At 73.2% G+C, this 26,441-nt stretch carries 9 protein-coding genes; all 9 read left to right on the top strand.

The genetic code is table 11. The features are described from left to right. Positions 1–56: 56 nt before the first annotated feature. The 9 genes from BJ986_RS11510 (at position 57) to BJ986_RS11550 (ending at position 26,419) form a co-directional block, all read left to right on the top strand. Positions 57–473, top strand: coding sequence for a pilus assembly protein TadG-related protein (locus BJ986_RS11510; protein ID WP_337795188.1), 417 nt, complete (start codon positions 57–59; stop codon positions 471–473). A 192-nt stretch (positions 474–665) separates the two neighbouring features. Then, positions 666–4,298, top strand: coding sequence for a WD40/YVTN/BNR-like repeat-containing protein (locus tag BJ986_RS11515; RefSeq protein ID WP_179422103.1), 3,633 nt, complete (start codon positions 666–668; stop codon positions 4,296–4,298). Positions 4,299–4,372: 74 nt separating this feature from the next. Continuing rightward, positions 4,373–4,531 carry a hypothetical protein gene (locus BJ986_RS11520; RefSeq protein WP_179422104.1) on the top strand — a complete coding sequence of 53 codons (159 nt, stop codon included), beginning with the start codon at positions 4,373–4,375 and terminating at the stop codon, positions 4,529–4,531. A gap of 306 nt (positions 4,532–4,837) precedes the next feature. Further along, positions 4,838–5,578, top strand: coding sequence for a hypothetical protein (locus BJ986_RS11525; protein ID WP_179422105.1), 741 nt, complete (start codon positions 4,838–4,840; stop codon positions 5,576–5,578). A gap of 4 nt (positions 5,579–5,582) precedes the next feature. Further along, on the top strand, positions 5,583–15,545 hold the full coding sequence (locus BJ986_RS11530; protein ID WP_179422106.1) for a DUF6603 domain-containing protein: 9,963 nt from the start codon (positions 5,583–5,585) through the stop codon (positions 15,543–15,545). Beyond that, on the top strand, positions 15,542–17,713 hold the full coding sequence (locus BJ986_RS11535) for a hypothetical protein (protein WP_179422107.1): 2,172 nt from the start codon (positions 15,542–15,544) through the stop codon (positions 17,711–17,713). Before BJ986_RS11530 ends, BJ986_RS11535 begins: the two co-directional genes overlap by 4 nt. Next, a complete protein-coding gene (locus BJ986_RS11540) occupies positions 17,710–18,699 on the top strand; it encodes a hypothetical protein (protein WP_179422108.1) in 990 nt (329 codons plus the stop codon). Before BJ986_RS11535 ends, BJ986_RS11540 begins: the two co-directional genes overlap by 4 nt. Continuing rightward, positions 18,699–22,568 (top strand): hypothetical protein, encoded by a 3,870-nt coding sequence (locus BJ986_RS11545; RefSeq protein WP_179422109.1) that lies wholly within the window; start codon positions 18,699–18,701, stop codon positions 22,566–22,568. The genes BJ986_RS11540 and BJ986_RS11545 overlap by 1 nt, the downstream gene beginning before the upstream one ends. Then, on the top strand, positions 22,565–26,419 hold the full coding sequence (locus tag BJ986_RS11550; RefSeq protein ID WP_179422110.1) for an RHS repeat domain-containing protein: 3,855 nt from the start codon (positions 22,565–22,567) through the stop codon (positions 26,417–26,419). The genes BJ986_RS11545 and BJ986_RS11550 overlap by 4 nt, the downstream gene beginning before the upstream one ends. Positions 26,420–26,441: the final 22 nt, after the last annotated feature.

The raw sequence follows: 26,441 nt of genomic DNA on the forward strand, positions 1-26,441 counted from the left end.
CTCTGGTGCGCCTGACTCGCAGGCGGTTGGGACGGGGCGGCGGGGAAGCCGGGCAGGTGACGTTGCTGGTGCTGGGATTCACCGTGGTGGCGATCCTGCTCATCGTCGGGACGGTCGCGGTCACCTCGGTCCAACTGTCCCGGATGCGGCTCCTCGACGCCGCCGACGGGGCGGCGCTCGATGCAGCGGATGCCCTGGACCTGGGTGCCTACCGCCGCGGGTTGGGTGATGCGGTCGCGGTCAGCAGCACGACCGTGCGCCAGACCGCGGTCCACTACCTCGCGGAGCGCCCGAGGCCGTCGAGCATGCTGGCCTGGCAGGTAGCCCCGGGCACCGGGACCACCGACGGCCAGACGGCCGTGGTCCGACTGACGGGCCGAGCCGACCTGCCTCTCGTCGGCGGGCTCCTGCGCGGACTCGGTGGCTCGGTGACCATCACGGTGGAGTCGCGTGCTCGCGCCAACCTCGAGTAACCCCGCGGACGCTGGCGATGCGCGAGACCCGCGCCGCGGGCCGAAGGGGCGATGAGCGGCTGCAGTTCGATCCGGGACTTTGACCAGCGCAAACCGTGACCTTGGCCGGGGGAGTCTCGTTGGAGCGGCGTCGGGCAATGTTGCCCGGCTTGGACGCGGCTGCTCACGGCCGCCTTCCCTGCAGGAGCCAGCATGCGCGTTCGGTCTCGTCTCGTGGTCCTTCCCGCCGTGGCCGCCCTGGCCGTCGGTGGCGTGGTCGCCGTGTCGCTCGCGCATGAGAGTCCGACCGCTGTCGCGGCTGACTGCGCTCCCGGCTTCACCCCCGTCAGCTCGGTCCTGCGCGAGGTGCAGTCGGAGATCAAGGCCGAGGAGGCCGGCAAGACCAACGGTGGTGGCTGGGTCGGGGAGGCCTACCGCGAGCTGACCGGCGCCGACCAGAAGGAGCTGGCCCAGGAGGCGATGCGCGAGGCGCCCGCCCTGGCGACGATCAAGCAGAGCCAGTGGTCGTCATACTGCCTGCGCAGCAAGCACCCGGAGTCCCTCAAGGAGCTCCTCGCCCTCTTCGGCGCGCGAGCGATCCCGCGGATGGCGCCGTACGGGTCCTGGGCGGACGGGGCCGCTGCCGGTGCCGTGCAGCAGCGACAGGCCATGAAGGCAGCCTCGGTGCCAGGCAGCGCCGGCACTGGCGCGCCCTATGGCAAGGGTCCGCTCATCGTGAACGACGCCCGCTACCCCCAGGTCAACGGGCTGGGTCTGGTGCACAACTCCGGTCGGGTCGACTCGTTCGCGTGGGACCCGGCGGCCAAGCGGCTCTTCGCGGCCGTGGGCAACGGAGGCATCTGGCGCTCGGACGACCTTGCTCACACGTGGTCCAGCGCCAACGGGAACCTGCCCACCTCCATCACCGGAGCGGTCGCCTGGTCGCCGGCCAACAACGGCACCCTGCTCACCCTCACCGGTGAGCCGACCTTCGGGTCCTCGGCCTACACCGGCCTGGGCGCCTACTACTCCACCAACCTCGGCACGACCTGGACCAAGGCGACAGGCGTGCCGGACGGCGCCCTCGGCTTCGCGCTCGCTGTCGACCCGGGCAACCCGCTCAAGGTCTATGCCGCGACCCAGCTCGGACTGTTCGCCTCCACCGACGGCGGCAAGACCTACACGAACGCCAACCTGCCGACCGGCGAGTGCTCAGGCGTCATCGACACCAAGGCACGCCCGGAGTGTGCGCTGGCCAACGTGGTCACCGACGTCGTCGTGGCCAAGGGCGGCGGTGTGGGCACGACCACCCCCGCAGGCACCGTCGTGGCGACCGTCGGGTGGCGAGGTGGCCAGAAGGCCAACCCCGACGGCTCCATCCAGTCGCCGAACAACGGCGTCTACCGCTCGGCCTCCGGCCGCGCCAACACGTTCACCAAGCTGGTGACAACAGGCTTCGCCCCGCAGGCGCGAATCGGTCGGGTCAAGCTGGGCAACGCGGTCGGTGCCGCCCAGAACCACGACGTGCTCTACGCCCTGGTACAGGACGCCACGTTGCTGAACAACGGTGGTGTGGCTGGCATCGACGCCCCCGCAGGGCAGAAGTCGCCCATCGGCACGACGGTGCTCAACGGCCTCTACGTCTCCCGTGACTTCGGTGTCACCTGGACCGAGCTGGCCAGCGGCACGCAGCTGGCCACGGACCCCACGACCAGCTCCGCGCTGGTCGGCGTCGGCACCGCCACCGGCTACCAGCCCGGCGTCCAGAGCTGGTACAACCTCTGGGTCCAGCCCGACCCCACCCGGCAGACCGCGACCGGCGCCCCGACCCGCCTGGCCTTCGGCCTGGAGGAGATCTGGTCCAACGAGGTCGCCAACACCGGCGCGATCCCGCTCGACGGGACGGTTCCCGTCAAGTTCCGGGTGGTCGCCAAGTACTTCGCCGGAAAGTCCTGCCAGCTGCTCTCGGCAGGACTGCCCGCCTGCCCGACCGACCGCGAACCGCTCGACGACAACCTCACCACCCACCCCGACCAGCACGTCGGCCTGTGGGTGCTCGACCCGAGCGTCAAGGGCGGCGTCCAGCTGATCGTGGGCAACGACGGTGGCGTCTACCGGTACGGCTTCGACACCGACCCCGACGGTGAGCTCGACAACTCGCACTGGGGCCTGGGCGACAACGACGGGTTCCACACCCTCATGCCGTACTACGCCGCCATGGCCAAGGACGGCACGGTCTGGGCCGGGTTGCAGGACAACGGAAACCTCAAGATCGACCCCGTCGACCAGAAGCAGTACGAGACCTTCGGCGGTGACGGCTTCTTCGCCGCGGTCGACCCGAACACCTCGGCAACCGCCTACGAGGAGTACACCAGCGGCGCCATCTCGGTGACGACCGACGGCGGCACCTCCTGGAAGAACATCGACCCCAAGCTGACTGCCTCGAAGTTCTCCAACCCGTTCACCATGGACCCGACCGATGCGTCGCACCTGGTGACGGCCGGGCGTGAGGTCGTCGAGACGGTCAAGGGCGCCGACACCACGACGGGCCAGACCGCAGCCGACCAGGCCACCGATGCCACCACGACCTGGCGCACGGTCTACAACCTCGGCACCCGCTCCCACCCGGGCGACGCGTCCGCCACCTCGTCCGCGACCGACCCGGACAACTCCATGTCGGCGGTCGGCGTCCAGGGGGCCGCGGCATACGTCGGCTTCTGCGGCCAGTGCGACACCCTGAACAAGCTCGGGCCGACGCCCAACCTGTTCAAGAGCGGCCTGGCCACCAACGTCGGCGGCGCCGACGCACCGCAGAAGGGCACGACCAAGGGCTGGCACATCGTTGCGGCGCAGGGTCTGCCGAACCGGTACATCACCTCCGTCGCGGTCGACCCCCGCAACGTGAAGAACGTGTTCGTCACCCTGGGTGGCTACACCCGGCGGTGGTTGCCGCCGGGCGCGGTCGGCGACGCCAACGCCCAGATCGGCACGGGGCACGTGTTCCGCTCGACGGACGGCGGCCAGACCTTCGTCGACGTCACGGGGAACCTGCCCGACTCGCCCGCCAGCTGGGTCAGCCTGCGCGGTGACCAGCTACTCGTCGCGACCGATGTGGGCGCGTTCGCCTCGCAGACCGGCGGCGCCTACGGCACCCCCACGTTCGCACCGCTCCAGGGCATCCCGGCCACGGCAGTCTCGAGCATCGCGCTCAAGCCCGGTGACCCCAACACGGCAGTCGTGGCGGTCTTCGGTCGCGGAGTGTGGACCTACAGCTTCGCCACCAAGCTGCCGGTGCCGGTCGACCCGCCGCCCACCCCCGCGCCCACCGTGGGAACGGCCTACGGCTCGTGGGACTTCGAGTCCGGCGCCCAGTCCTGGACCACCACCGGCACCACGACGTGGACGCGCGGCACCCCCGGTCACGGCGCGGCCACCGCGGAAGCACCGTCGGGTCAGGCGTACTCGATCAGTGGCCCCACCGGCTACATCGACAACATGGACGCCACGCTGGTGTCGCCGTCGGTCACCGCCCCCGCGGGCGCCACGGTCCTGCAGTGGTGGATGCGCATGGACACCGAGAGCGGGTTCGACACCGTCGCGGCGGACTGGAGCAGCGACGGCACCACGTGGCACACCCTGGGCACCTTCTCCGGGAAGAACACCGGGAACCCGGGCTGGAGCAGGTATGCCGTCCCGTTCACCTCGCCCGGTGGTGCCGTCCAGGTGAGGTTCCACTTCGTGTCCGACTCGCTGTGCTCCGGGCTGGGCGGCCCGGTCTGCTCGTCCACCACCGGCTGGGACGGTGTGCACGTGGACGACGTCGCGGTGGGCTCCCCTGCACCCTGACCCTGGTGGGGCTTGGGCGGCGGCCATCGGCCTTGGAGATGCAACAGGGGCAGGGCCCCGGAAAGGGAACCATCATGAGTGACACCGATCCAGTCGATGACGACGCGCCGGAGCCGGTCCCCACGTCAGGCACCTGGGCGGAGAAGCAGAAGGACATCGGTGGGGCGATGCTCATCGGCGCCCTCACCGTGGTCGTGCTGCTCGGCCTGCTGTTGTGGAAGGGCCTGTTCTGACCCCTGGCCGGCGTTGACCTCTACTCCCCGTTGACGATTCGCGACACCGGCGGCGCGTGACGAGCGATTGTCAGGAATGTCGAGGTTTGGGTCGTGACTTGTGGCGGCTCTGTGACAGGCCGTTGACCGCCGACTCTCGCCACTGGTTACCTGCATGGAGCATCACTGACATGCATTCGCTTGGGTGTGGCTGCGGAAGGGTTCGGAGCCACACCGCACTGGGCCGTGTCTGGGATACGGCCCACCAGGGCCGCGTCTGGGAGACGCCCCACCGACGGGTCCGCGCCACCTTCGGGGAGGTGTGCTGTGACGCTGCGGGGCGACCTTCCCTCCGGCGGGCGGGCCTCCGGCACGCCCCGCGCCAGGGCGTCAGCGCGCGCCGCGACGTCACCGCGCGCGACGACGTCCGCGCGCGCCACGGGCTCACCGCGCGCCAGGGCGTCGACGGTCGCCGGGGCGTCAGGGTTGGGGGCCCTCCTCACTGACCCATCCATCCTCAAGGTCATCCGTGGTGCCGACCGCCTCAAGCCGGGGGACGTGCCCAAGAACGGCGTGACGCTCAAGGCCGCCGAGGCCACCCGACTGCTGGGCGGAATCATCCGCTTCGTGGCCGACGTGCCGGCCGGCTCCTCGCCGATCGTGGTGTGGGAGCAGGACGGCAGCGAGCTGTGGGTCGACATCTCGACCGTCGCCCTCACCTGCATCCCGGGCGTGATCCGGGTCGCCGTCAAGGTCGGCTGTGACCAGCTGCCCGCACCGGCGGTGATCACGGTGCCCTTCGGGGTCGGCACGCCGGAGGCGCCCACCGGGCTGGTGATGTCGAGCCTGAGCCGGCTCGACGGGCCGGACGTCGTCACCGGCCGCTGGACCGCGGCCCTCACCGCCTTCACCTGGGAGGCGATCCTCGAGCTGGCGCGCAGGATGTGCGCCGAGCTCGGCAAGGACGCCGCCGGGCTGCCCCTCATCCCGGGGTCGATCGCCGCCGGGTCGCAGGTGCTCGTCGTGCAGCCGATGGCGCGCAACGACCTCTCCGGACTACGGCGCTGACGCGATGACGCTGACCCAGGACGGGATGGGCGCCTTCGGGTCGCTCGCCCAGGCGCTGGGCATCACCGACGGGTCCGGGGCCAACAGCGCGTGGTTCGGCGACCCGATGGGCACCTCCAGCAACACCCACGGGCTGACGACGATCCTCGCCGACACCGGTCAGCGCGACGCCCTCATCGCCTTCGTCGACGAGGCCCTGGGACCGCCCGACCTGCACCGCGAGGGTGAGCAGAAGTGGATCCCCCTGTTCGCCGAGACCTCACCGGCGATCACCGTGTATGCCGTGGTGGAGCCCGTGCAGGGCGCGGTGCGGGTGGGCGTCGCGGTCGAGCACCATGCCGGGACGGGCGCGCCGTCGGTGAAGACGACGATCCACGTCCCGATCTTCCACGTCCCTCGCAGCGGTCAGACGGACAGCCGCCCGACCGACGCCACCCTGCCGAGGTGGCTGCTGCTCGGCCGCCCCGGGGGCCGCATCACCATCGGCGTCGAGGCCGACTTCGCGGCCGCTCCTCCCGTCCCCGGCGAGGCCTACCTCGGCGGCGCCACGGTCCAGCTCGCCATCCCGACCACCACCAGCGACACCGTCGGCTTCTCCCTCTCCCTCGTCGACCTCCAGCTCCCCGGTGCGACTACCCCGCAGAGCCGGACCCTCGACCTGGAGTCCCTGGCGACCGTCGGCGCCGACGTCCTCGAGTTCGTCGTCGGCATGGTGCGCCAGCAGATCGACGCGCTCAACCCCGCCGACCCGGTCTTCCGGCACATCATGGGGCTGGCCGGGATGCTCGGCCTGCGCGGGCCCGCGGTCGGTGTGCCCGCCCTGCCCGTCGCCGAGCTCACGACCCGTGGCCTGCCGGCGCTCGTCGCGTGGGTCGAGTCGATCCTGGACGACAACACGACCCTGGACGCCTGGCTGGCCGAGCTCGGCGGTCTGGTCGGCGGCACCCCGGACGCGGCGACGAACTCCGTCGGCTTCGCGATCGGCCCGGCGACGCTGCGCCTCGGTCTGCGGGTGACCCCTGGCACCGGCGGACACCCGACCCTGGTGCCCTGGCTCGACGTCCGCTGGTCTCCTGCCCCCGGAACCGCCGACCTGACGGCGACCGTCGACCTCCTGCGGGCGGACACCGGCACCGGCTCGGTCACCGCCGTCCCGGGGTTGCGAGCCGAGGCGGTCTTCGGCTCGCAGGCCCACAGCGGCACGGCACTGCTGACCGGTGCGACGGCGGTAGCTGGTCTGCGGGTCGGCATCGGCCTGGACGCGGCGCGCCACCCGGCCTTCACCCTCACGCTCCACGGGGTCGACCTCCCTGGGGGCATCCACCACGACCTGCTCGACCTCTCCTCGCCGCAGGCCGCCGTCGCTGCTGTCGACTCCGTCGTGTCCACGGCCCTCAGCACCGCGCTCTCGGCGCTGGGCGGCGCCCAGGCCGCGGTCGAGCGACTCCTCGGTGTCACCGCCCCAGCCAACGTCACCGCGATCACCGCCTCGGCCCTCATCGCCGACCCGCTGGCGGCGGTCCGGACCTACTGGCTCGACGTCCTGCAGACCCCGAACGCCATGGCCGACGTCCTCGGCCGCCTCGCCGAGCTGCTCACCGGCACCGTGGCGGCGCCGACCCAGACCGGGGCCGTGGGCGACCCGTGGCGCCTCGACCTCGCCAGCGGAGTCGGCCTGCGGGCCTGGCGCGAGACCGACGCCACGCACGGGACCGACACCCTCGTGCTGGCCCTCGGCGCGGACGCAGCCCTGCCCGTGCTCACTGGCCTCGAGGTCGCGGTCGGCGCAGACGTCGTGCTGCTGCGGGCAGAGCTCACCGCCGGCCACCTGTCCCTGGCCAGCGGCGCGAGCGCCCACGTACAGCTGCGACCCGCGGCCGCCGGCCCGATGACCCTTGACCTCGAGATCGCGACGGTCGCCTTCACCGGCATCGGCGTCGCGGCTTCGTGGGCTCCGACAGCGGGGCTGGCAGCGCGCGTCCTCGGCGACGGGCTCACCATCACCTACACCGACCCGCGCACCCTCCTGCAGCGCGTCCACGGCATACCGCTGCCTCAGATCTCGGCGAGCGGGGCGGTGACGTTCACGCCCGACTGGGACCAGGTGGAGGGACTCGTCACCGCCCTGCTGGGCAGGGCGCGGTCCGACATCCTCGCCACCTTGCTGGACCTCGTCGGCTGGCGGGGGAGCGGCGCGCACCTGCGCCTCGGCGCCCTCATCGCCGACCCAGGCACCGCCGTCGAGAACTGGTTGCTCGACCTCGCGCTGGACTGCGTCAACATCCGCACCGCCCTCGGCCCCGTCGCGCTCCTCCTCAGTGGCGGCGGGCTCGCGACACCGTTCGGGGGCGGCCGGCCGGCGGATCCCTACCGCTGCCCGATCGCCGGCGATCCCCGCGCCCCGGGCCTGGCGGTCTGGACCGTCCCCGGCTGCCCGCCCGTCTCGACGAGCGGCCCCGGGGGGCCCGGGTACGGCGAGCTGCTGGGCGGCTACACGGTGCCCGACGGACGAGCGATCGCCGCCGCGCTGCGCGCGGCCGGCACCAGTGCGCCCGACCTCGCCGACCTGCTGGTGGGCCGGACCAGGCTGGGGGAGGGCATCGACTCCCTCGTCACCCGGTGGAAGGACACCGACGGCATCGTCGGTGCGGTGGCGCCGACCGGCGTCACCACGAGTGTCCTGACCGGCCTGTCGTATGCCGAGCTCGTGGCCAACGGCCGGACCGGCAGCTACGTGCTCGATGGCCTCGGGGTCGCCACGGACACGGTCGTCCACGTCGGGTGCGCCGCGGACTGGCTCACCGGCGTGCCGGGTGGCCAGGCCATCGACGCGACGACCACGACACCCACGGCGATGCCGGCTGCCACCACGGGTCAGTGGTTCGTCCAGCTGCCGACCCCGGCGTCGGTCGCCGCCGAGCGCTCCGACCACGACACGGTCGCCGCGCTCGCGGCGCGCCTGAGCCTCGTGCTGGCAGGCCGCAGCGCCGACGTGGTACTCGTCGGGTACGGCCCGGCGGGCGCGGCTGCCGTGCGCGCGACGGTCGGTCAGCCCAGGGTCACCGCCGTCGTCACCGTGGGAACCCCGTGGTCGGCGGTCGCGCTGACCTCGCTGACCACCGGCCTCGGCGGCGATGCCCTGCGCTTGCTCGACCGGCTCGTCCCCGACCCGCTGCCGGTGTGGACCGACACCCTGCTCGCCCTCGGGTGCGACCCGCAGCGCCGTGGCCAGGGCCTGGTGCGGCGGGCTATGACGGTGCTCACGCCCGAGGACCTGCCGAGCGCCGCGGCCGAGGTGCTGCCGTCGACGGCCGAGGTGCACGCGGTGTTCGGCGCGGTCCCCGAGGCCGATGTGCGCTCGGCGATCGCCGCGGTCGCCGCGGCCGGGATCGCGGCGCGGACTGCCGCGGCGGCGGCCGAGGTCGCCCGCACCACAGGCCCCCCGACCGAGGTGCACGTCGGCGTCGACCTGCCGGTCCTCGACCTCGACCTCGGCGGCCTGCTCGTCGGGGTCGGAGCGCGCGTCGACCTCGCCTCGGCGCGCCGGGCGACCCCGCACCTCCAGTCGCTGCGCGAGGTCGTCCTCGACGTCCACCTCGGCGTCACCGACGGGTGGCTCGTCGGCGGCCCGGGCGCCGCCCAGCAGGACCTCGCGGTCCGCTGGGTCGAGGCGCGGGTCACCATCCCGCTCGGCGGGGTCGGCGACGGGGCGACCGAGATCGTGCTCCACGAGGCGCGCGCGTTCGCGGCCTACCGCGAGTCGTGGGTGGTGCGCGCCGACGGTGACGGTGTGACGGCGACGACCGCGCTGCCCGAGGTCAAGATCCTGCTGTCCGAGATCGGCACCCGCATCCGCACGGCTTCACCCGCCCTCGCCGACCTGCTCACCCACCTGGGGATCCTGCGCGACACCGGGGTCGACCCCGACGCGATCGACCACCTGCTGCACGACCCTGTCACGACGATCCGACCCCTCGTCGTCGCGCGTGCCGCACAGCTCGCCGACGACCTGCGCACCCTGACCGGCGTGACGGTGCGCCCGAGCGACCTGGCGCCGACCGCGATCCGCATCGGGACCAGCGGCCTGCACGTCGACGTGGACCTCGCCGTGGGCACCGTGACGGGCGACGTGACCCTCGCGGTCGAGGGCCTGCCCCCGCTGGAGCTGACGCTGGCGGCCGGTCCCACGGGCGTCGCGGCGACCGCGGCCCTCGGCGCCCTCGTCGACGGGCTCGGGGGCATCCGCCTGGTCGGGTCCGCCGGGACCTCGGGCGCCCACCTGGCCATCGAGTCGCGCGCCGCCGGGGCCACCTCGTCCACGACGACCACGCTCTACCCGGCGGTCGACACCGACGCCCTGACCCGGCTGGCCACGGTGGCGGTCCCGGCCGTCCTCGCCCAGCAGCTGGCGCGCTGGTGCCGCACCGAGGCCCGTGACGCCGGACGGGCCACGATCGACGCGGGCCTGCTCGCCCTCGGGCTGCTCGGCCCGCCCGGGCCCTCGGGCGTGCAGGACGTCGTGCTGCCGTTCGGGCTGTTCACCGACCCGGGTGCGTGGTTGCGGACCCGGTCGGATCCGCTCGCCGCCGCCGTCGCCGTCCTCGAGGCGCTGGCTCCCGTCGTCGTCCCGGGTCGCGCTGTCGGCGCGACCGGCTGGCCGCTGGACAACGGCCTGACCATCGCGTATGCGGTGTCCGCGGGTCGGCTCGACCTGTCCGCCGAGCTCGCGCTGACCCCCGATGTCGCAGGCAAGGCGGTAACGGTCGCGGTGACCGGGGGGCTGTCCATCACCGCCGCGGGGGCGGTCGCCCCGCTGCTCGACGCCGAGGTCCTCATCGACGGCCCCGGGCTGCGGCTCCAGGTCGCTCCGACCGTGACCCTCGACTTCGTCCGGACCGCGCCGGGCACGCCGATCCGGCTCTATCCCGCGGGCGCGGGCCTGGCGGACGCCATCGGGGCGGCGGCCGAGTCCGCGGTGCGGGTCGCCCTGAACGAGGTCGTCGGCCACCGCAACGACGGGTCGGCCACGCCCCTGAGGGCGGTGGCCAGGGCGTTGCACGAGCTCGGCTCCGGCCTCGACCTGCTCGTGGCCGACCAGTTCACCGACGCACGAATCGCCGCGTTCATCAGCCCCAGCCCCGCGGCATACCTCGAGGGCCACCTGGCCGGGGTGGTGACGGCCGGCGTGCAGGCCCTGGCGGACGCGCTCGACCCGACCCATGCCCTGGTCCGCGTCGACCCGGTCGCCGGAGGCGTGCGGCGGATCACCTTCGGGACCGTCACCCAGATCCACCTCGACCTCGACGCCACCACGCCCTCACTGACGATCGGCGGCGATGTCGCCCTGCACGACCGCGACGCCAACCTCATCGGCCACGTCGCCCTCGAGGGACTGACCCTGTCGCCCTTGGGCGTGCGCGTGGACGTGCGCGCCGGCCCGTTCGTCATCCCCGCGGGTCCGGTGGTGCTTCGGCCGATCGCGGTCATCCGGGCAGGGTTCACCGGGACCGGCTTCACCCCGCTCGTGGGAGTCGGGGTCGGCCTCGACGCGGATGGTGCGCAGTCGGTGGAGGTCCGCTTCGGGGCGAGCGGCGTCGACGTCGCCGCGGTCACCCGGACCGCCGGAGTCGAGTCCGGTGTCGACGTCACCCCTGCGGGCGTGGCGCCGCGGGTCCTCGGCGTCGCCCTCGACCTGGCCTCCAGCGTGCTCACCCAACAGCTCGGCACGGTGGTCACCGACCGGGCCACCGGCATGCTGCAGGGCGTCGTCTTCACCGGTGGCGGGCGCCAGATCGACACCACCCTGTTCGGCGACTTCGAGCACCCGGAGCGGCTGCTCCACCGCCTCGAGGTGCTCCTGTGGAACTGCGCCACCGACCCCGGGCACGGCGTCAACCCGGTGCGCCCGCTCGGCGTGACCATCGCCGGGGCCGTGAAGATCTCGCTCGCCAGCGAGCCCCTCGGCGGCGGGCAGACGCAGGTCGGGCTCAACGTCACGCCGGTGGGCGACTTCGCGTTCCCCACCTCGGGGGTCAACGTCGTCCTGCGGGCAGACGCGTCCTGGATCGACGCCACGGTCCAGCCGGGGCTGTCGATCTTCATCCTCAAGGGGACGGGGGTCGGTGACCTGGTGATCTCGCCGGCCTTCACGGTGGCCGGCCTCGGCGTCCGCATCACCAAGCCCGCCGGTCCGCTCCTCGAGCTGGGCTCGATCGCCCTCGACGGCATCGGCCTGTCGATCTATGCCGAGGTCAACCCGGTCGGCGTCGGAGGCGGCGCGCAGATCGAGCTCGTCGGACTCGCGGTCGCGCCCGGTGGTGGCGGCGACAACGGCGTGGCGAACAAGATCATGAACGACGTCGGGTCGTCGAGCAAGAACAACCGTCCCAACTTCAGCCCGGCGCTGTCGGTCCAGCGACAGCCCGGACCCGGCCAGCAGATCAAGATCGGGCTGCGCGCCGGCGAGCCACCGGGACCGTGGTGGCTGGTCATCCAACGCCAGCTCGGGCCGCTGTACGTCGACCGGATCGGGCTGGGCGTCGTCGAGTCCGGCGGCCGGGTCACCGAGATCTCGCTGCTGTTCTCCGGCCAGCTGTCCGTCTTCGGGCTCACCGCGGCCGTGGACCGCCTCTCGATCACCTGGCACGGCGGCGACGTCCTGTCGATCTCCAGCTGGTCGGTCGACCTCATGGGCCTGGCCGTCTCCGCCGACTTCTCAGGCCTGTCCCTCAGCGGTGGCCTGCTCAAGACCGTCGACGGCGACAGCACGTCCTACGTGGGCATGCTCATGGGCAGGTTCGCGGCCTACGGGCTGTCCGTGTTCGGCGGGTACTCCGACGACGGGCACGGCCACGCGAGCTTCTTCATCTTCGGCGCGATCAACGGGCCCATCGGCGGTCCGCCGGCCTTCTTCCTCACCGGCCTCGGCGGCGGGCTGGGCATCAACCGCGGGCTGGTCATCCCGCAGGACATCTCCCACTTCGGTGACTTCCCCTTCATCCAGGCGCTCGACCCGGCCGCCAAGCCGCCGGCCAACCCGATGGACGAGCTGCACGCCCTGTCGATCTACTTCCCGCACCAGATGGGCAACTTCTGGTTTGCGGCGGGCATCTCGTTCACCTGCTTCAGCCTCATCGACGGTGTCGCGGTCGTCGCCGTCTCGTTCGGCAACGGGCTGACCATCGACCTGCTCGGGCTGGCCCGGATGGCGCTGCCCCGGCCGCAGGCGGCCATCGTCTCCATCGAGCTGGCCCTGCTCGTGCACTTCTCGACGAGCGAGGGCGTCTTCCTCATGAAGGCCCAGCTCACCGACAACTCGTGGCTGCTCTACCGCGACGTCCGGCTCACCGGCGGCTTCGCGTTCGCCCTGTGGTGGAAGGGACCGCTGTCCGGCCAGTTCGTCGTGACGATGGGCGGCTACCACCCCAGCTTCCACCGTGACGGCTACCCCGTGGTGCCGCGCCTCGGGATCGTCTGGCAGATCAGCAGCGTGCTCGTCATCAAGGGGGAGTCCTACTTCGCCCTGACCTCCGAGGCGCTGATGGCCGGCACCAAGGTCGTCGTGTCGCTCGACCTCGGCTGGGTCTGGGCGCGGGTGGAGTTCGGCGCCGACGGCATCGTCTACTTCGACCCGTTCTGGTTCGAGGTCAGTGCCTACGCCCGGATCTCGGCGGGCATCCACATCGACCTCGGCTGGTTCGGGACGATCAGCTTCAGCATCACCCTCGGCGCGAGCATCACGGTGTGGGGACCGGACTTCGCCGGTCGCGCCGAGTTCGAGATCGGGCCGTGCACGGTCCCCATCGAGTTCGGAGGCTCCAAGGCACTGCCGCCACCCATGCCGTGGCCGGCGTTCGTCGCGAAGTACCTCGAGGCGTCCGGCAGCTCCGCCCGCACCCTGTCGGCCATCACCGGCAAGGGCACGCTGCCGACCGCGGCCGGGAGCCAGTCGGGCGCGCCGTCCTCCGACGGCACCCCGGCCCTGCCGTTCCGCGTGTTCGCCGAGTTCGAGCTGACCATCACGACGAGTGCGCCGGCGACGGCCTTCGCCTTCGGTGCCACCACCATCCCGGTCCCCATCGTCCGGGCCGGTCAGGCCACCGCGCTCGGCCTGTCGCCGATGCAGGCCCACGACCTGACGTCCACCGTGGCCGTCCAGCTCTTCGCGATCGACCCGGTGACCGGCGCCGCCACCCCCGACGCGCGACTGTCCAAGCTGGTCACCGACTTCGACACCAGCCCCACGGGACCGCGGTCGGGCACCGACTCCTACCCGATCGGGGTGTGGGGGCCGCCGGGAGCCGACGTCCCGAGCAAGCCCCTTCCGCAGGGCGACGTGGTCCAGGCCGGCAAGCTGGTCGTGCTCGTCGCCGGGATCGAGGGCTCCGCCGTCGGTCCCCAGATCGACTACCGCCAGGTGAAGGCGCGGCCCGAGGACCGCCGCCCCCTTCCGCTCACCGCCAAGGGCACCGACCGGCAGAAGTTCCTCAACGTCGCCAAGGCCCTGGACGACGCCCCCGTCAAGGCGATCACCTCCGCCTCCGACGCGCTGGCCCTGGCGGCGGCCCGCCTGTTCACCGAGCGCAACGGGCTGCCCCGTGGCGGGCACAGCGCGGTGGCTCGCGCGGCATACCGGCTGGACCACAGCGCACCCCCGATGTTCGGCACGCTGACCGACGGGCTCGCGCCGGCGAACGCCGACAACGGGGTCCGCACGCAGCTCGACCCGGTGACCGCACCGGCGCCGCGCGACCCGCGCAGCCCGTTCGTCGCCGGTCTGCTCACCTCAGGGGTCGGGGCAGTCATCCGTCCCGGCCGGACGACCGTCGCCGACGGCAGGCTCAAGCGTCGCCCCGCGCCGACGATCGAGTCGGTCCACGGGCGGATGGCCCTGCACCTGCCGGTCTCCCTGACCCTCGGAGCACCTCCGTCGGTGACCTCCGCTGGCACCGTGCTGGCGTCGGGGTCCGTGCCGCGCACCGATGCGGTCGGGTCCACGCGGTCGTATGCCGGGGGCCCCCTCGGCACGCCCGGCCTCCAGTCCCTCGTCGGTGGCCTGCGCACCCAGGCGCCGCGCGCCTCCGCCCGGGGCCGACGGTCCGCAGCGGCCGCCCGCGCCGACGCCGCGGCGACCCTCCTGCGCAGTGGCGACGTCGTCGCGCTCCAGTGCCCCGACGCTGCCTTCGACGTCGACGAGGGCCGCCGCCCCGGCCTCACCCTCACCGGAAGGGCACGGGTGACCGTCCTGCGGGGACGCAGCGTCCTGCTCGACGACGACGTCGCCGACACGACGGTCTCGATCCCGGCCGGGGCCACCCACGTCGGCATCCACGCGGACGGCGACGCCGACGCGTCGGACGGGCTGGCGGGGTGGCACGAAGGCACCAGGGTCGCGCGCCTGGGCAGCCAGACCGCGCTCGCGGCCGGCTGCGTCCTGTCCTCCGCCGCCACCGGCGGGACCGGGGTGCTCCAGTGGGACACCGCCGGATCGGTCGCCCACGCGGCTCCCGAGGTGACCACCCGGTTCACCCGTCCTGTGCACACGGTCGCCGTCGCGCTCAGCGGGACGGCGCCCTCGACCCTCGACCCGACCGAGCTGCACCTCGTCGGTGGACACGTGGCAACCGACCAGGCCGGGGTCGAGCGGCTGCCCCAGGTGGTCATGCTCGGCTCGACCAGCGTGCTCGTGTATGCCGTCGTGCCCGACCAGGACGCCACGGCCATGTCCGTGGTGGTCACGGCCGGATCCGCCTGGGTGGTGTCCGGCGTCGTCGGGTCCGACCTGGCGCCGGAGGAGCTCACCGGCGTGCTGGCAGCGCGCGGGCTGTCGGCCGCCACCGCCAAGGTGCTCGCCGTGGCCGGCCCGGGATGCCAGGTCAGCTGGACCGCCCCCGCCCCGCCCTCCGGAGGGCCGAAGCGGCCGCGGGCCGCCAGACCGTCCCGCGCCAGGAGGAAGGCGACGCCATGACGATGCAACCGGGCCACTTCCAGCTCTACACGAAGTTCTCGCCCGCCCTCACGGCGGGCAGCTACAAGTTCACGACCAACCAGGACCTCTCGGCGGTCGGCAAGGACGGACCGCTGGCCCCGACCGACCTGCCCGTGGCCCGGCTCGACACCCACGTCACGGTCACCTCGCCGCGCTACCTGCTGCCACCTGACCAGGCCCTCTCGACCTATCCGCCCGCAGGCACCGAGGGCGCCTACGGCTCGCGGCTGCCCCAGGTCGTCATCAAGCGGCGCACCCTTCCCTGGGAACGGTCCGTGGCCGGAGCGCCGGCCGACACCCCGTGGCTGGCCCTCGTGGTCTTCGCCGAGGGCGAGGCCGACGTGCTGACGAACGTCGACGTGGCCCAGTGCGTCACCTCCGGCGTGACCCTGCCGGGAGCGCCGGACGTCGCCAAGGGCTCGTGCCTGTCGATCCGCAAGTCGATGGTGGACACGATCATGCCGACGCAGAAGGACGTGCCGCTGCTGGTCCACGGTCGCCAGGTCGACCTCGACGACACCGAGCTGATGATGGGCGACGACGACGGCTATCTCGCGGTCGTCATCGCCAACCGGCTGCCCCTGGCGGTGAAGGACTCCGAGGGCAAGGAGGTGCCCGTCAAGTACAACGCGTGCCTGGTCAACCTCGAGGGCCAGTTCGACCAGCTGCTGCCGCAGGCGCCCCCGCACCGTCGCATCACCGACCACCTGGTGCTGGAGACCGGGTACTACCAGTACACCCAGGCTGCGTACGACCAGAAGCTCATGGGGATGTCGACGACGGCGACCGTCGTGGGGCTGGGCGCCCACGGCGAGGCTGTGGACGGGCCGGCCGGGGGACCGGCGCCCGCAGCTGGGCCCGCGCCCGAAGCGGCTGTGGTGGCGACCCACTTCGCTGCCACGGTCAGCCCCGAGACGGCCACCGCGGCCTACGCGGGGTCCACCTCGTGGGTGGCCGGCAGGAGCTCCGCCTCCGTCGCTCACGACCAGGTCGTAGCCAGGATCGACGACCGCATCATCGCGGCGCTCGACCCGGTGCTGCGCTTCCCCGTGCTGCTGCGCTGGAGCTTCACCTCGGTCGGCGACGCCACCTTCGAGCAGCTGATGAAGCACGTCGACTCCGGGCTGCTCGGTACCCGAGGAGTCACCCCGGTCGTGCCGGTCGGGAGGGCCCCCCTGGAGGTGACCGAGACCGGACACGTGGGCCTGGACCAGCGCACCCGACGGGGTGACCTGGTGCGGGCCTGGTACCGCGGACCGCTCCTGCCGCACCCGGCGGACCTCGCCGGCCCGCGGCTGCCCCTCGCCCACACCGGAGACCAGCTGCGCGCGGTCATTCCCGACGGCCGCGAGGACCTGTCGTTGGCTGCCGCCTTCGAGATCGGCCGGCTCCTGGCCCTGAGCCAGCCCTCGATGGTCGCCGCCCTGCTCGAGTGGCGGCAGCGGCACTACCAGGTGGCGCGCGGGCACGCGATCTGGGACGGCGTCATCGCCGACCTGGGTCTCATCGGTGTCGAGATGGGGGTCGCCCCGAGCCTCGGGGTCATGCTCTCCCGCGCCTTCGCCGGAGCCGCGGCGAACGCCCCCGGCGCTGTCATCGGGCCACCTCGCGAGCTGGTCACCCCGGGCGCCCCGATGGAGCTCAAGGGGGAGGGGCTCGCCACCGTGCTCCAGCACTTCGGGCTCGACGTCGCCGCCGACGTGGAGCTCCCCGTCCTCCTGCAGACCCTGCGCACCACGCAGGTGCCCCGCGTGCCCCTGGCCGACCTCACGCGCCCAGCGGCCAACGCGGTGCTGACGTCCGCCCTGCGCACCGCCCAGGAGCGCACCGTCACCCAGCTCGTCGCCGGTGCCCTGTCCACCCAGATCCTGACCGGGCCGGTGATGCCGGTCGGGCACCCCGGCACCCCGGGACTGCCCGGCGGCATCCTCGGCGGCGTGCCCGTCGTGCCGCACGACGCCCCGCTGGCCGAAGGGCAGGACCCCCTCGACCTGGCCCTGCACGGCAGGGCCGGCGACGACCAGGCCCCGCCCGACCAGGCGACCCCCAAGGCGGAGCCCAAGGCGTCGCCCAAGGGAAGGGCCAAGGGGACATCCAAGGGGACGCCGAGCCAGCCGTCTCCGCGCGGCGGAAGGAGGAGGTCGTGAGGATCGACGTGCCCACCATGGTCCTCGACCTGCCGCTGCGACTCAGCGAGGCGGTCGCCGTCGCGACGACGATCAAGGACGACGACACCGACTCGGCCATTCCCGCGGCCCTGCGCGCCTGGCTGGTCCGGCTCCGGCTGCTGGAGGGAGTGCCCTTCGCCAACCTCGTCGCCGACACCGAGCTGCTGCCGCCGGAGTCCATCCGCTGGTTCTACCTGGACCGCCGGTGGACCGATGCCCTGGTCATGGGCGCACTCTCGGTCGGCACCGTGAACAGCGACGACCGGACCCAGCTCGCCGCCGCCTACGACGCGATCCGCACCGAGCTGGACCAGGAGGAGCGCAACGCGCGCCGGCACCCGGGTCAGCCGCGGTTCGGCGGGTCGGTCGACGCGGTCAGCGGCTTCCTGCTCCGCTCCCGGGCCGTCTCGGGGTGGCCGGGACTGCATGTCCGGGCGATGACGATCGACCCCGTCGACCAGGCCGACAACCGGTTCGTCCCCGACGACGACCCGAACCGGATGCGGCTGCTGCGCCTGGAGCGGCTCGCCCCGGCGGTGCTGTTCTGCCTCTTCGACGGCATCCCGTCGGTCGTCCACATCGAGGAACCACGCCAGGGCGTCCAGTTCGGCTTCGACCCCGGCGACGTCGACGGGTCGTTCAGCTACATCCCGCGCGACGTGGCGACCTTCGCCGACCTCGAGGAGCCGGGGGGCGCCCCGGTGCGTCTCGACGTGCCGTTCCGCGACACCGCGGGCGCCACCGGGGTCATCGACATCCAGCAGGTGCAGAAGGACCTCGTCGGGCTGCCAGCGACCCACGTCGGGGCCAGCCTCGACGCCGCGGAGTATGCCCTGCAGCTGCTCCGCTTCCCCTACCGGCAGGTCTTCGGCGACCCGCGTGACGTGAGCATCGGCACGGTGTTCAAGGCCTCCGTCGCCTATGCCAAGCAGGTCAACGACACGTTCAGGCTCGGAGGCCTGTGATGGCCGGCTTCGACCTGACTCCCGACCAGCTCGCCAAGAGCGTCTACACCGACCGCTTCGCCGCGCTCGCCCGCGCCGACGTGGACCTCGCCACGTGGAAGACGTGGGACCCCCACCTGGTGCGCGAGAAGCGGATCCTCGTCCCCGTCGACGTCCAGGCCTACGTCGTGCCGGCGGGTGGCCAGGAGGTGTGTGTCGACGTCGCCGGGGTCGACGGTGACCCGGCGCCCTTCGACGCCGGCGCGGTGCGCCCGGCCGGGGTGCACCTGCACTGGGCGCTGCCGGACGCGTTGTTGCGCGGCGAGAACGACCCGGTCACCAAGAAGGTCGTCCTGCCGCGACTGCCCGACCGGTGGGTCGTGGTCCGCACGCTGCTCCCCGAGGGTGCCCGCACGGCATACGCCTCGGGCTGGGTGCTGGACGCGGTGACCTGCGGCGTCACGCCGCTGGCCACGTATGCCGGGGCCGTGCCGCCGGGGTCGCCACCGCTCGATGGAGGGGTACCGATGGCGGTCCTCGACGGGGCGGCCCGCGGCAGCCTCCTGTGGACGTCGACGTACGACGGTGCGATCAACCGCTTCGCGCTGCACGACCCGCTGACCGACCTGCCCGGCCTCGAGGTGGCCCCGCACGGCTTCCACCGCGGCAAGGCGAGCTACACGGTCGCCGGCTGGTGGACCGACTCGGGCGCGGACCCGCTTGCCGGGAGCTGGGGGCAGACCGGTGTGCGAGCGCGACTCGCCGAGCTGGGGTGGTGGGTCAGCCCTGACGGCGAGGACGCCGTGGATTACCCCGAGGACCCCCGAACCTCCAAGCTCGAGCAGTATGCCGGGCTCACGTCGCCGCGCACGTACGCACCGATGACGGTCCAGACGCCGTACGCGAAGTCGACCACGGCCTACAGCGCGGTCGCGCCGGAGACCGCGCTGCCGGTTGCCGAGGTGGCCGCGGTGACGGTGGGGATCGGGACCACGCGCTACCACACGATGCTGCACGGCTCGGTCCTCGGCGTCCCCGTCGACGGCACGGCCGGCGGTGCCGACGACCGGCCCGACCCGTCGACGCTGGCGGCGAGCCTGGGGACCGACCTCGACGACATCGTGTCGGCCTTCGCGGCCCCGGCGCTGGGGGTCGACCCGGGGAAGCGCCTCACCGCCGAGCGGCTCTGCGCGGCCTTCACCGGCGACCTGCTCGGGCGGATCGGTACGCCCGACGGACTCTCCGACCTCGCCGACCAGGAGCACGCCAACGGCTTCTGGGCGCTTCCCGGCCGCCCCCTCGCGGGGGCGAAGGCGGACCGCCTGCGGACCGAGGACTCGACCCCCTTCGGCCCCCTCGCGGTCGGCCGCAAGGGCCGGGCCGCCACGCAGCCGGTCAAAGGATCCGGCGTGCCCAAGGGCACCAAGGTCGGCTGGCGCGGGGTCGCCCCGCTGACGAGCGGCAAGCACACCACCGTGAGCGACGCAGCGACCGGCGAGCGTGACGACCCGGGGGCGGGGACCCGCAAGCCCGGGACGCCGCCCCCCGCGAGTCGCGACGTGGCCCGTGCCGCGCCTCGCGTCTTCCGCCCCGCCCCCCTGATGGTCGGCCTGCGTGGCGTGCACCCCTCAGCGCGCCACCACGGCGACGGGATGTTCGACGACCACGGGCTGCTGCGCTGCCGCTTCCCCGGTGAGGTGTCGCCGTCGATCCACGGCTCGGTCGACGGACGGTCCGTGCTGCCCACCCTGGGCAACGGCGCGGTTCCCAGCGAGGTCACCCGGGTCGTCCGCGAGGCGATCATCGTCGACGGGTACTCGGTCGGCTGGCTCGCGGCCTCGTCAGGTCGCACGGGTGCGGATGCCCAGGCCCTCGAAGGCCGCCTGACCGCCGAGATGCTGCGCCTCTATGGCACGACGGCCACCTACGACGGATCGGGCACCGGCCTGGTCGCCGCCGCGGCGCGGGCCAGGATGCCGCGGGCGGCCGCCCAGGATGCCTGGTCGGGCTACTCGCAGACCCAGGAGGTCACCACCCTCCAGGTCGCCGCCGAGCTGTCCCGGTTCTCCCTGGTCGCCTGGACGCCACCCAGCCCGATCGCGATCACGACCTGGCGGCAGCCGTGGGTCCCGCTGTGGCTCGAGTGGCGGGTCGAGCTGACCGGCACCGAGGACCTGGGCGGCTGGTCGCTCGTGGACGGAGACCTGCGCCGCACCACGCCCGTCGACGGGACGACGCGGACCCTGACCGGACGCAGCCCGCTGACCACCGGGGTGGGCAAGTCCCTGACGACCGCGATGGCCGCCTGGCTGGCGCAGGAGGATTCGCGTGACCTGGCCTCCCCGAGCCAGTCCCTGATCCCCGATGCCGACGAGAACGTCCTGACCGCGGTGGCCAACCTGGTCCGGCCGCTCGACCTGTGTTCGGCGTCCTTCGACGGCGTCCGGGAACAGCTGCTCGGGATCGCCTACGAGGGTTACGTCCAACGGGTCCGCGGCACCGACGGGGTCAGCCGGCCACGCGCGACAGGACTGCCCGTGCCCCTGTTCGGTGGCACCCTCTCGGTGCTGGACCTGCGGCTGGTCGACGCCTTCGGGCGGGTGGTCGAGATCCCGCTGACGGGGCTCGCGCGGACCAGCACCCAGGAGCTGCCCGACAAGCCGACGGGGGTGCTGCTGCCCCCACGCATCCAGAACAGCGCCCGGTGGCTGCTGCGACTGGTCGACCCGGCATACGGGCTGGACCAGGATCCGGCGGACGCCCCGGAGGCCTATGTGGACCAGCTGCGGGCCCCGCTCGCGGTCACCCCGGTCTCCGGCTTCCTGCTCCCCGACCACATCGACGAGGGGCTCGAGGTGTTCGACCGCGACGGCAACCCGCTCGGGCAGCTCGAGCACGACTCGTTCAGCGTCGACGACGGCCCCGGTTCGGTGCGGTGGGACCCCGCGCCCGGGCGGCCGGTCCCTCCGGATGCCGGACCGCTGACGGACATACCGGCGCACGCGCAGCACGTCGCCCTGTTCGCCGCCGGGCTCGTCCAGGCCGACATCGAGGCCCGGCAGGCTGCCACCCCGCCCTCGAGCAGTGCCCTCTCGGCGCTGTTGCGTGCGATCGACTCGACCCTGTGGACCGTCGACACGTTCGCCGCCATCGGGACCCCGACGATCGCCGGCCTGGTCGGGCGTCCGGTCGCCGTCGTCCGGGCCACGCTGCGGCTGGACGCCCCCGACGACGTCGACGAGGTGCAGGTCGACGAGGGCGGCGGCCCGGCCGCCCGCCTGGCGGCATACTCCTCGCTCGCGGCCCACGAGTTCCCGTTCCGCATCGGCGAGCTGGGGCGCAGCGACGACAGCGTCCTCGGCTTCTTCGTCGACGACGACTACACCCGCTTCCACGTCGTCGACAAGGTCGTGGCCGACTCGGCGCTCGCTTCCGGGCCACGCACTGGTTTCCTCGGGCGCCTCGGCGACACCCCGGGACACGACCCGATCGACCACGGCTACCTGGTGCTCGAGGACACCCTGACGATCCGGATCGGCCAGACCGTCCGCCTGACGATCCTCATGCTGCCCGCGGGCAAGGTGCACGTCACGTCGGGCATCCTGCCGCGCAAGGCGCTCGAGCTGGCCGACACCTGGGTCGGACCCGGTCTGGCCCGGATGGTGCCCTCGATGCGCGTCGGACCGCTGCTGGTCGACCCCGCCGAGATCAGGTTGCCCAATGTCGCCTCGCTCGGCGGCAAGCAGCAGTTCACCCGGCGCACCGGGCCGATCAGCTGGAAGGACGACCCGATCCTCGCCTCGACCACCAACGCGTACCTGCCCAAGATGCCGCACGAGGTCCAGGAGGGCTGGATCCGCGTGGCGCCCGATGAGGGGGCCACCCCGTGACCGGCAAACGGCGTGCACGGCTGGGATCCGCCGCCCAGCGCGAGGCGTTGGCGGCCGGACTGCGTCGGGAGGCGGCGCGGGCGGCCAAGCGTGGCATGGCCGCCGAGCGGGCCGCGCGAGAGGCCCAGCTGCTCGACGGCGTCGACCGGGTGGCGCTCGAGGAAGCCATGCAGTCGGTCCTCGCCGCTCGCGAGGCGGCGGCACCCGCCCCGGCGCCTGCGAAAGCGAAGGCCGCCCCGCACGCCGCTGCGGATGCCGCCGCCCACGCGGCGGATGCAGGTGCCGCTCACGCGGACGCCGCGCTGGCCTTCCCCGCTGCCGCGAACCCTGCCGGCCGCTGGGTGCCCATCGGACCCTCGGTCGTGCGGCGCGGTCAGGCCGTCGACCGCCCGCGGGTCGCCGGCCGCATCCGCGACATCGCCGTCGACGCGACGGGGCTGCGGGCGTATGCCGCGACGGCCCAGGGCGGGGTCTGGTACACCGACGACGGCGCCGCGACGTGGTCGCCGGTCGGCGGCTGGTCCGAGCGGCGCAGGATCCGTGGTGGAGCGGTCAATGCCCAGGCGTGCGGGTGCCTCCTCGTCGCCTTCGACCCGATGCCCATGCTCGACGTCGTGCTGGTCGGCACCGGCGAGCCCAACTTCCTCCCCGCCGCGTTCGTGGCTGCCACCGGCGAGGCGACCATCGACGGAGTCGGGGTGCTGTCCGCGCTCGGGCCGACGTTCCCGGCCGGTCAGGCCGAGCCGTGGGAGGTCGACACCGGGATCGCCCAGCTGGAGGGCCTGGGGATCTTCAAGCTGCTCCGCAGCCCCGCGAGCACCCCTGGCGAGGCCGCCGCCGGAGCCACCCAGGACGTCGTCGTCGCCTGCACCACCAACGGGGCCTTCCTCGGCCGCCGGCAGTCGATCCCGGCTGGTGGCGGCAACCCGGTGCGCGACGGCTACGTCTGGCAACAGCTCGCTGCCGTGTCGGCTGCCTTCCCCGGTGCGGCGATCTCCGACGGCATCTGGCTGCCCGGGGGACGCCTCGTCCTCGCCGTCACCGGTCAGGGGCTCGCCTTCAGCGACAACCTGGGCGCCGCGGTGACACCCCTGCCGCTGACCAACCCGGTCCCGATCACCGGCCACATCAGCCTCGCCGCGACCGGCAACACGGTCTACGCGATCGGCGAGACAGGCGGCAACCCGGCCCTGTGGCGCGTCGCCGACGCGACCGTGGCCGCCCCGACCGCCGACGACGTCGGCACCCCCGGTGCGGCCACCGGTGTCCCGGCGAGCTTGTGGAACATCGCCGGCAACAACCAGCGCGACTACGACCAGTGCATCGCGGTCGACACCGTCGGAGCGGTCCACCGCGTCTATCTGGGGGGCAGCTCGTTCTCCTACGGACCGGCCGACGGCGACTGGGGCGCGAGCCTCTACTGCTTCGACGTGGCGGCCTCGGGGGTCGCCAACCCGCCGTTCGTCCTCCAGGCCACGGTGGGCGTCTCCTCGGCGGCGCCGCTCCCGGGGGGTGACGGCGCGACGGCCGCGGGAGCCATCGGCAACAACGTCCACGGCGACGTGCACCGGATCGTGCTGACCGGCAACGCGCCGCCGCGCCGCCAGGTCTGGGCCGCGACGGACGGGGGCACCTTCGTCTCGGACCGCTCCGGCCGCGTCGGCACCTTCGCGGCGTGCAACACCGGGCTCGCCTCGCTGCAGCCGGTGTTCGTCCGCAGCCACCCCGTCAACGGGCACCTCGTCGCCACCGGCTGCCAGGACAACGGCAGCCAGGTCCGCGTCGGCGACTCCGTCTGGGACGAGCCGTTCACCGGTGACGGCGGGGGAGTCGCCTTCCACCCGACGGCCTCGCACCTGCTGGTCCGCCAGTTCAACAGCACCCGGTGGTACTGCACGTCGACGGCGGCCTTCGTCGACCCGATGACCCGCAACCCCGGTGAGCCGAGTCGCCTGGTGGGCCCCGGTCCCGAGGGCAACTTCGCCGCCTTCTACTCCGGCGCTGCCACCGTCCGGGTCCCGCCGGTCGGGGCCAACCCCGCCACTGGTCGGCTCGCCGTCGGGACCTACCGGGTCTGGCTCACCGACGACCTGGGCGCCGCGGTCGCCCCCAACACGTGGCGCACGATCCCCTACCCGAACGGGGTCGCCGTCGACGGGCGCCCCGGCGTCAACGGCGCCGCCACGCCACCCCAGCTGCAGATCGGGCTGACCGCCCCCTACCTCGGCACGATCACCACCCTCACCTGGGCGTCCCCGACCCAGCTGCTCGTCCTCTACACCCGCGGCATCGTCCGCTACACCGAGGCGCCCCCGGGGACCTGGGCCTCGACGACCTGGTCGATCACCAACCTCGCCGTCGCGATCCCGCGGACCACGACGTTGACGGATGTCGCGGCAGTGCCCGGCACCCAGGACTTCTACGTCGCGACGACCGGGGTGAACGGCGGTCCCGACGAGACACTGTGGTTCTTCAACAACGCCGACGGCCGCTTCAAGCGCACGCTGCTGCGCCGTCAGCTGGACGCCGGTGGGGCCCTCAACAGTGGCCCGCGCGACCCGGTCTTCTCCGTCGTCGTCGACCCCGGCGACGCGACCGGCAACACCGTGTATGCCGGCAGCGTCACCGGTGTCTGGGTGGGCACCCGCACCAACAACGCCACCGGGGCGCACACCTGGGTCCCCTACGTGAACGGGCTGCCCCAGGCGACCGTGCAGGACCTCGACATCTGGCGCGACCCGGGTGGCGCGCTGGCGGCGCCCCGGCTGCTGCGAGCGGCCGTGCAGTCGCGAGGGGTGTGGGAGGTCGACCTGGCCCGAGATGCCGTGCCACAGACGTGGATCCGCTCGCACCGGTTCGACGACCGGCGCAATCCGCTGACGGTCCATACCGACCCCCTCTCTGCGCCGCCCGCCCTGCCGGCGTCGCTCGGGGCGAGTCCCGACATCGCCGTCCGCCCGAAGTGGCCGGTCGCGGCCACGCCGGCCTTCCTTCCGGCTCCGGCCATCACCGCGATCAACGCGCCGGCCTACGACGTGTGGACGTTCCAGACGGCCTTCCGGTGGCTGTACCCCAGCGTCGTCGCCAACGGCGTGTTCTCCGACGCGCTCGGGCGGCTGGTGGCGTTGCACCGCACCCAGATGGTGCCTCCCAAGACCGCCGTGCCACAGATCGACGCGGCGGTCTGGGCAGACGTGGTGGGTGGGGTGCGCGTCAAGGCCGACGGCACGGTGACCACCGACACGGCAGACCCGCGGGCGGTCTACCGCGCCCCGTGGCAGACACCGCGTGCCGCCACCGTGACGGCGACCGAGGCCGACCTGCTCGACCTGGTGCCCCGCAACGTCGTCAACGACCTGTGGACCGTGTTCCGCGAGCCGTCGACGGTCGACGTGCTCGTCCACCACCGCGATGCCCTCGGGCTACGGGCCAACCAGGGCTTCGTCGTGCTGCTGTGGCGCGCGGGGGCGACTCCCTCGGACCTGCTGGCCCTGTCGGCGACCACGCTCCTGCCCTTCCTCGCCGCGGCCGCGGGCGGGACGGCGCAGCCGGTGCCGGCTGGGTGGAACCTCGCGACCGGCGGGGGCGGCGTCACCTGGCGCACGGTGCCGACGGCCGTCGACGCCCGGATGCCGCGAGCCGTGTCGATCGACGTCGACCTCACCCCGGTGGCGGCCAGGCAGCAGGTGCTGTTCCTCGCGTTCGTGGGGTCCATCGGCGCCGGAGAGGTGTTCGTGCCGCCGACGACGGCGCCGGGGGCGGTCGTCCCCCCGACCACCGTGGCCGAGCTCGTGCGCTACTGCCCGTATGCCGCCGCCCGCATCGTCCACATCGAGAACCGCCCCACCTGAGACCGTGAGTCTCCCCTGGGAC

This window comes from Pedococcus badiiscoriae (assembly GCF_013408925.1).
Taxonomy (GTDB): domain Bacteria; phylum Actinomycetota; class Actinomycetes; order Actinomycetales; family Dermatophilaceae; genus Pedococcus; species Pedococcus badiiscoriae.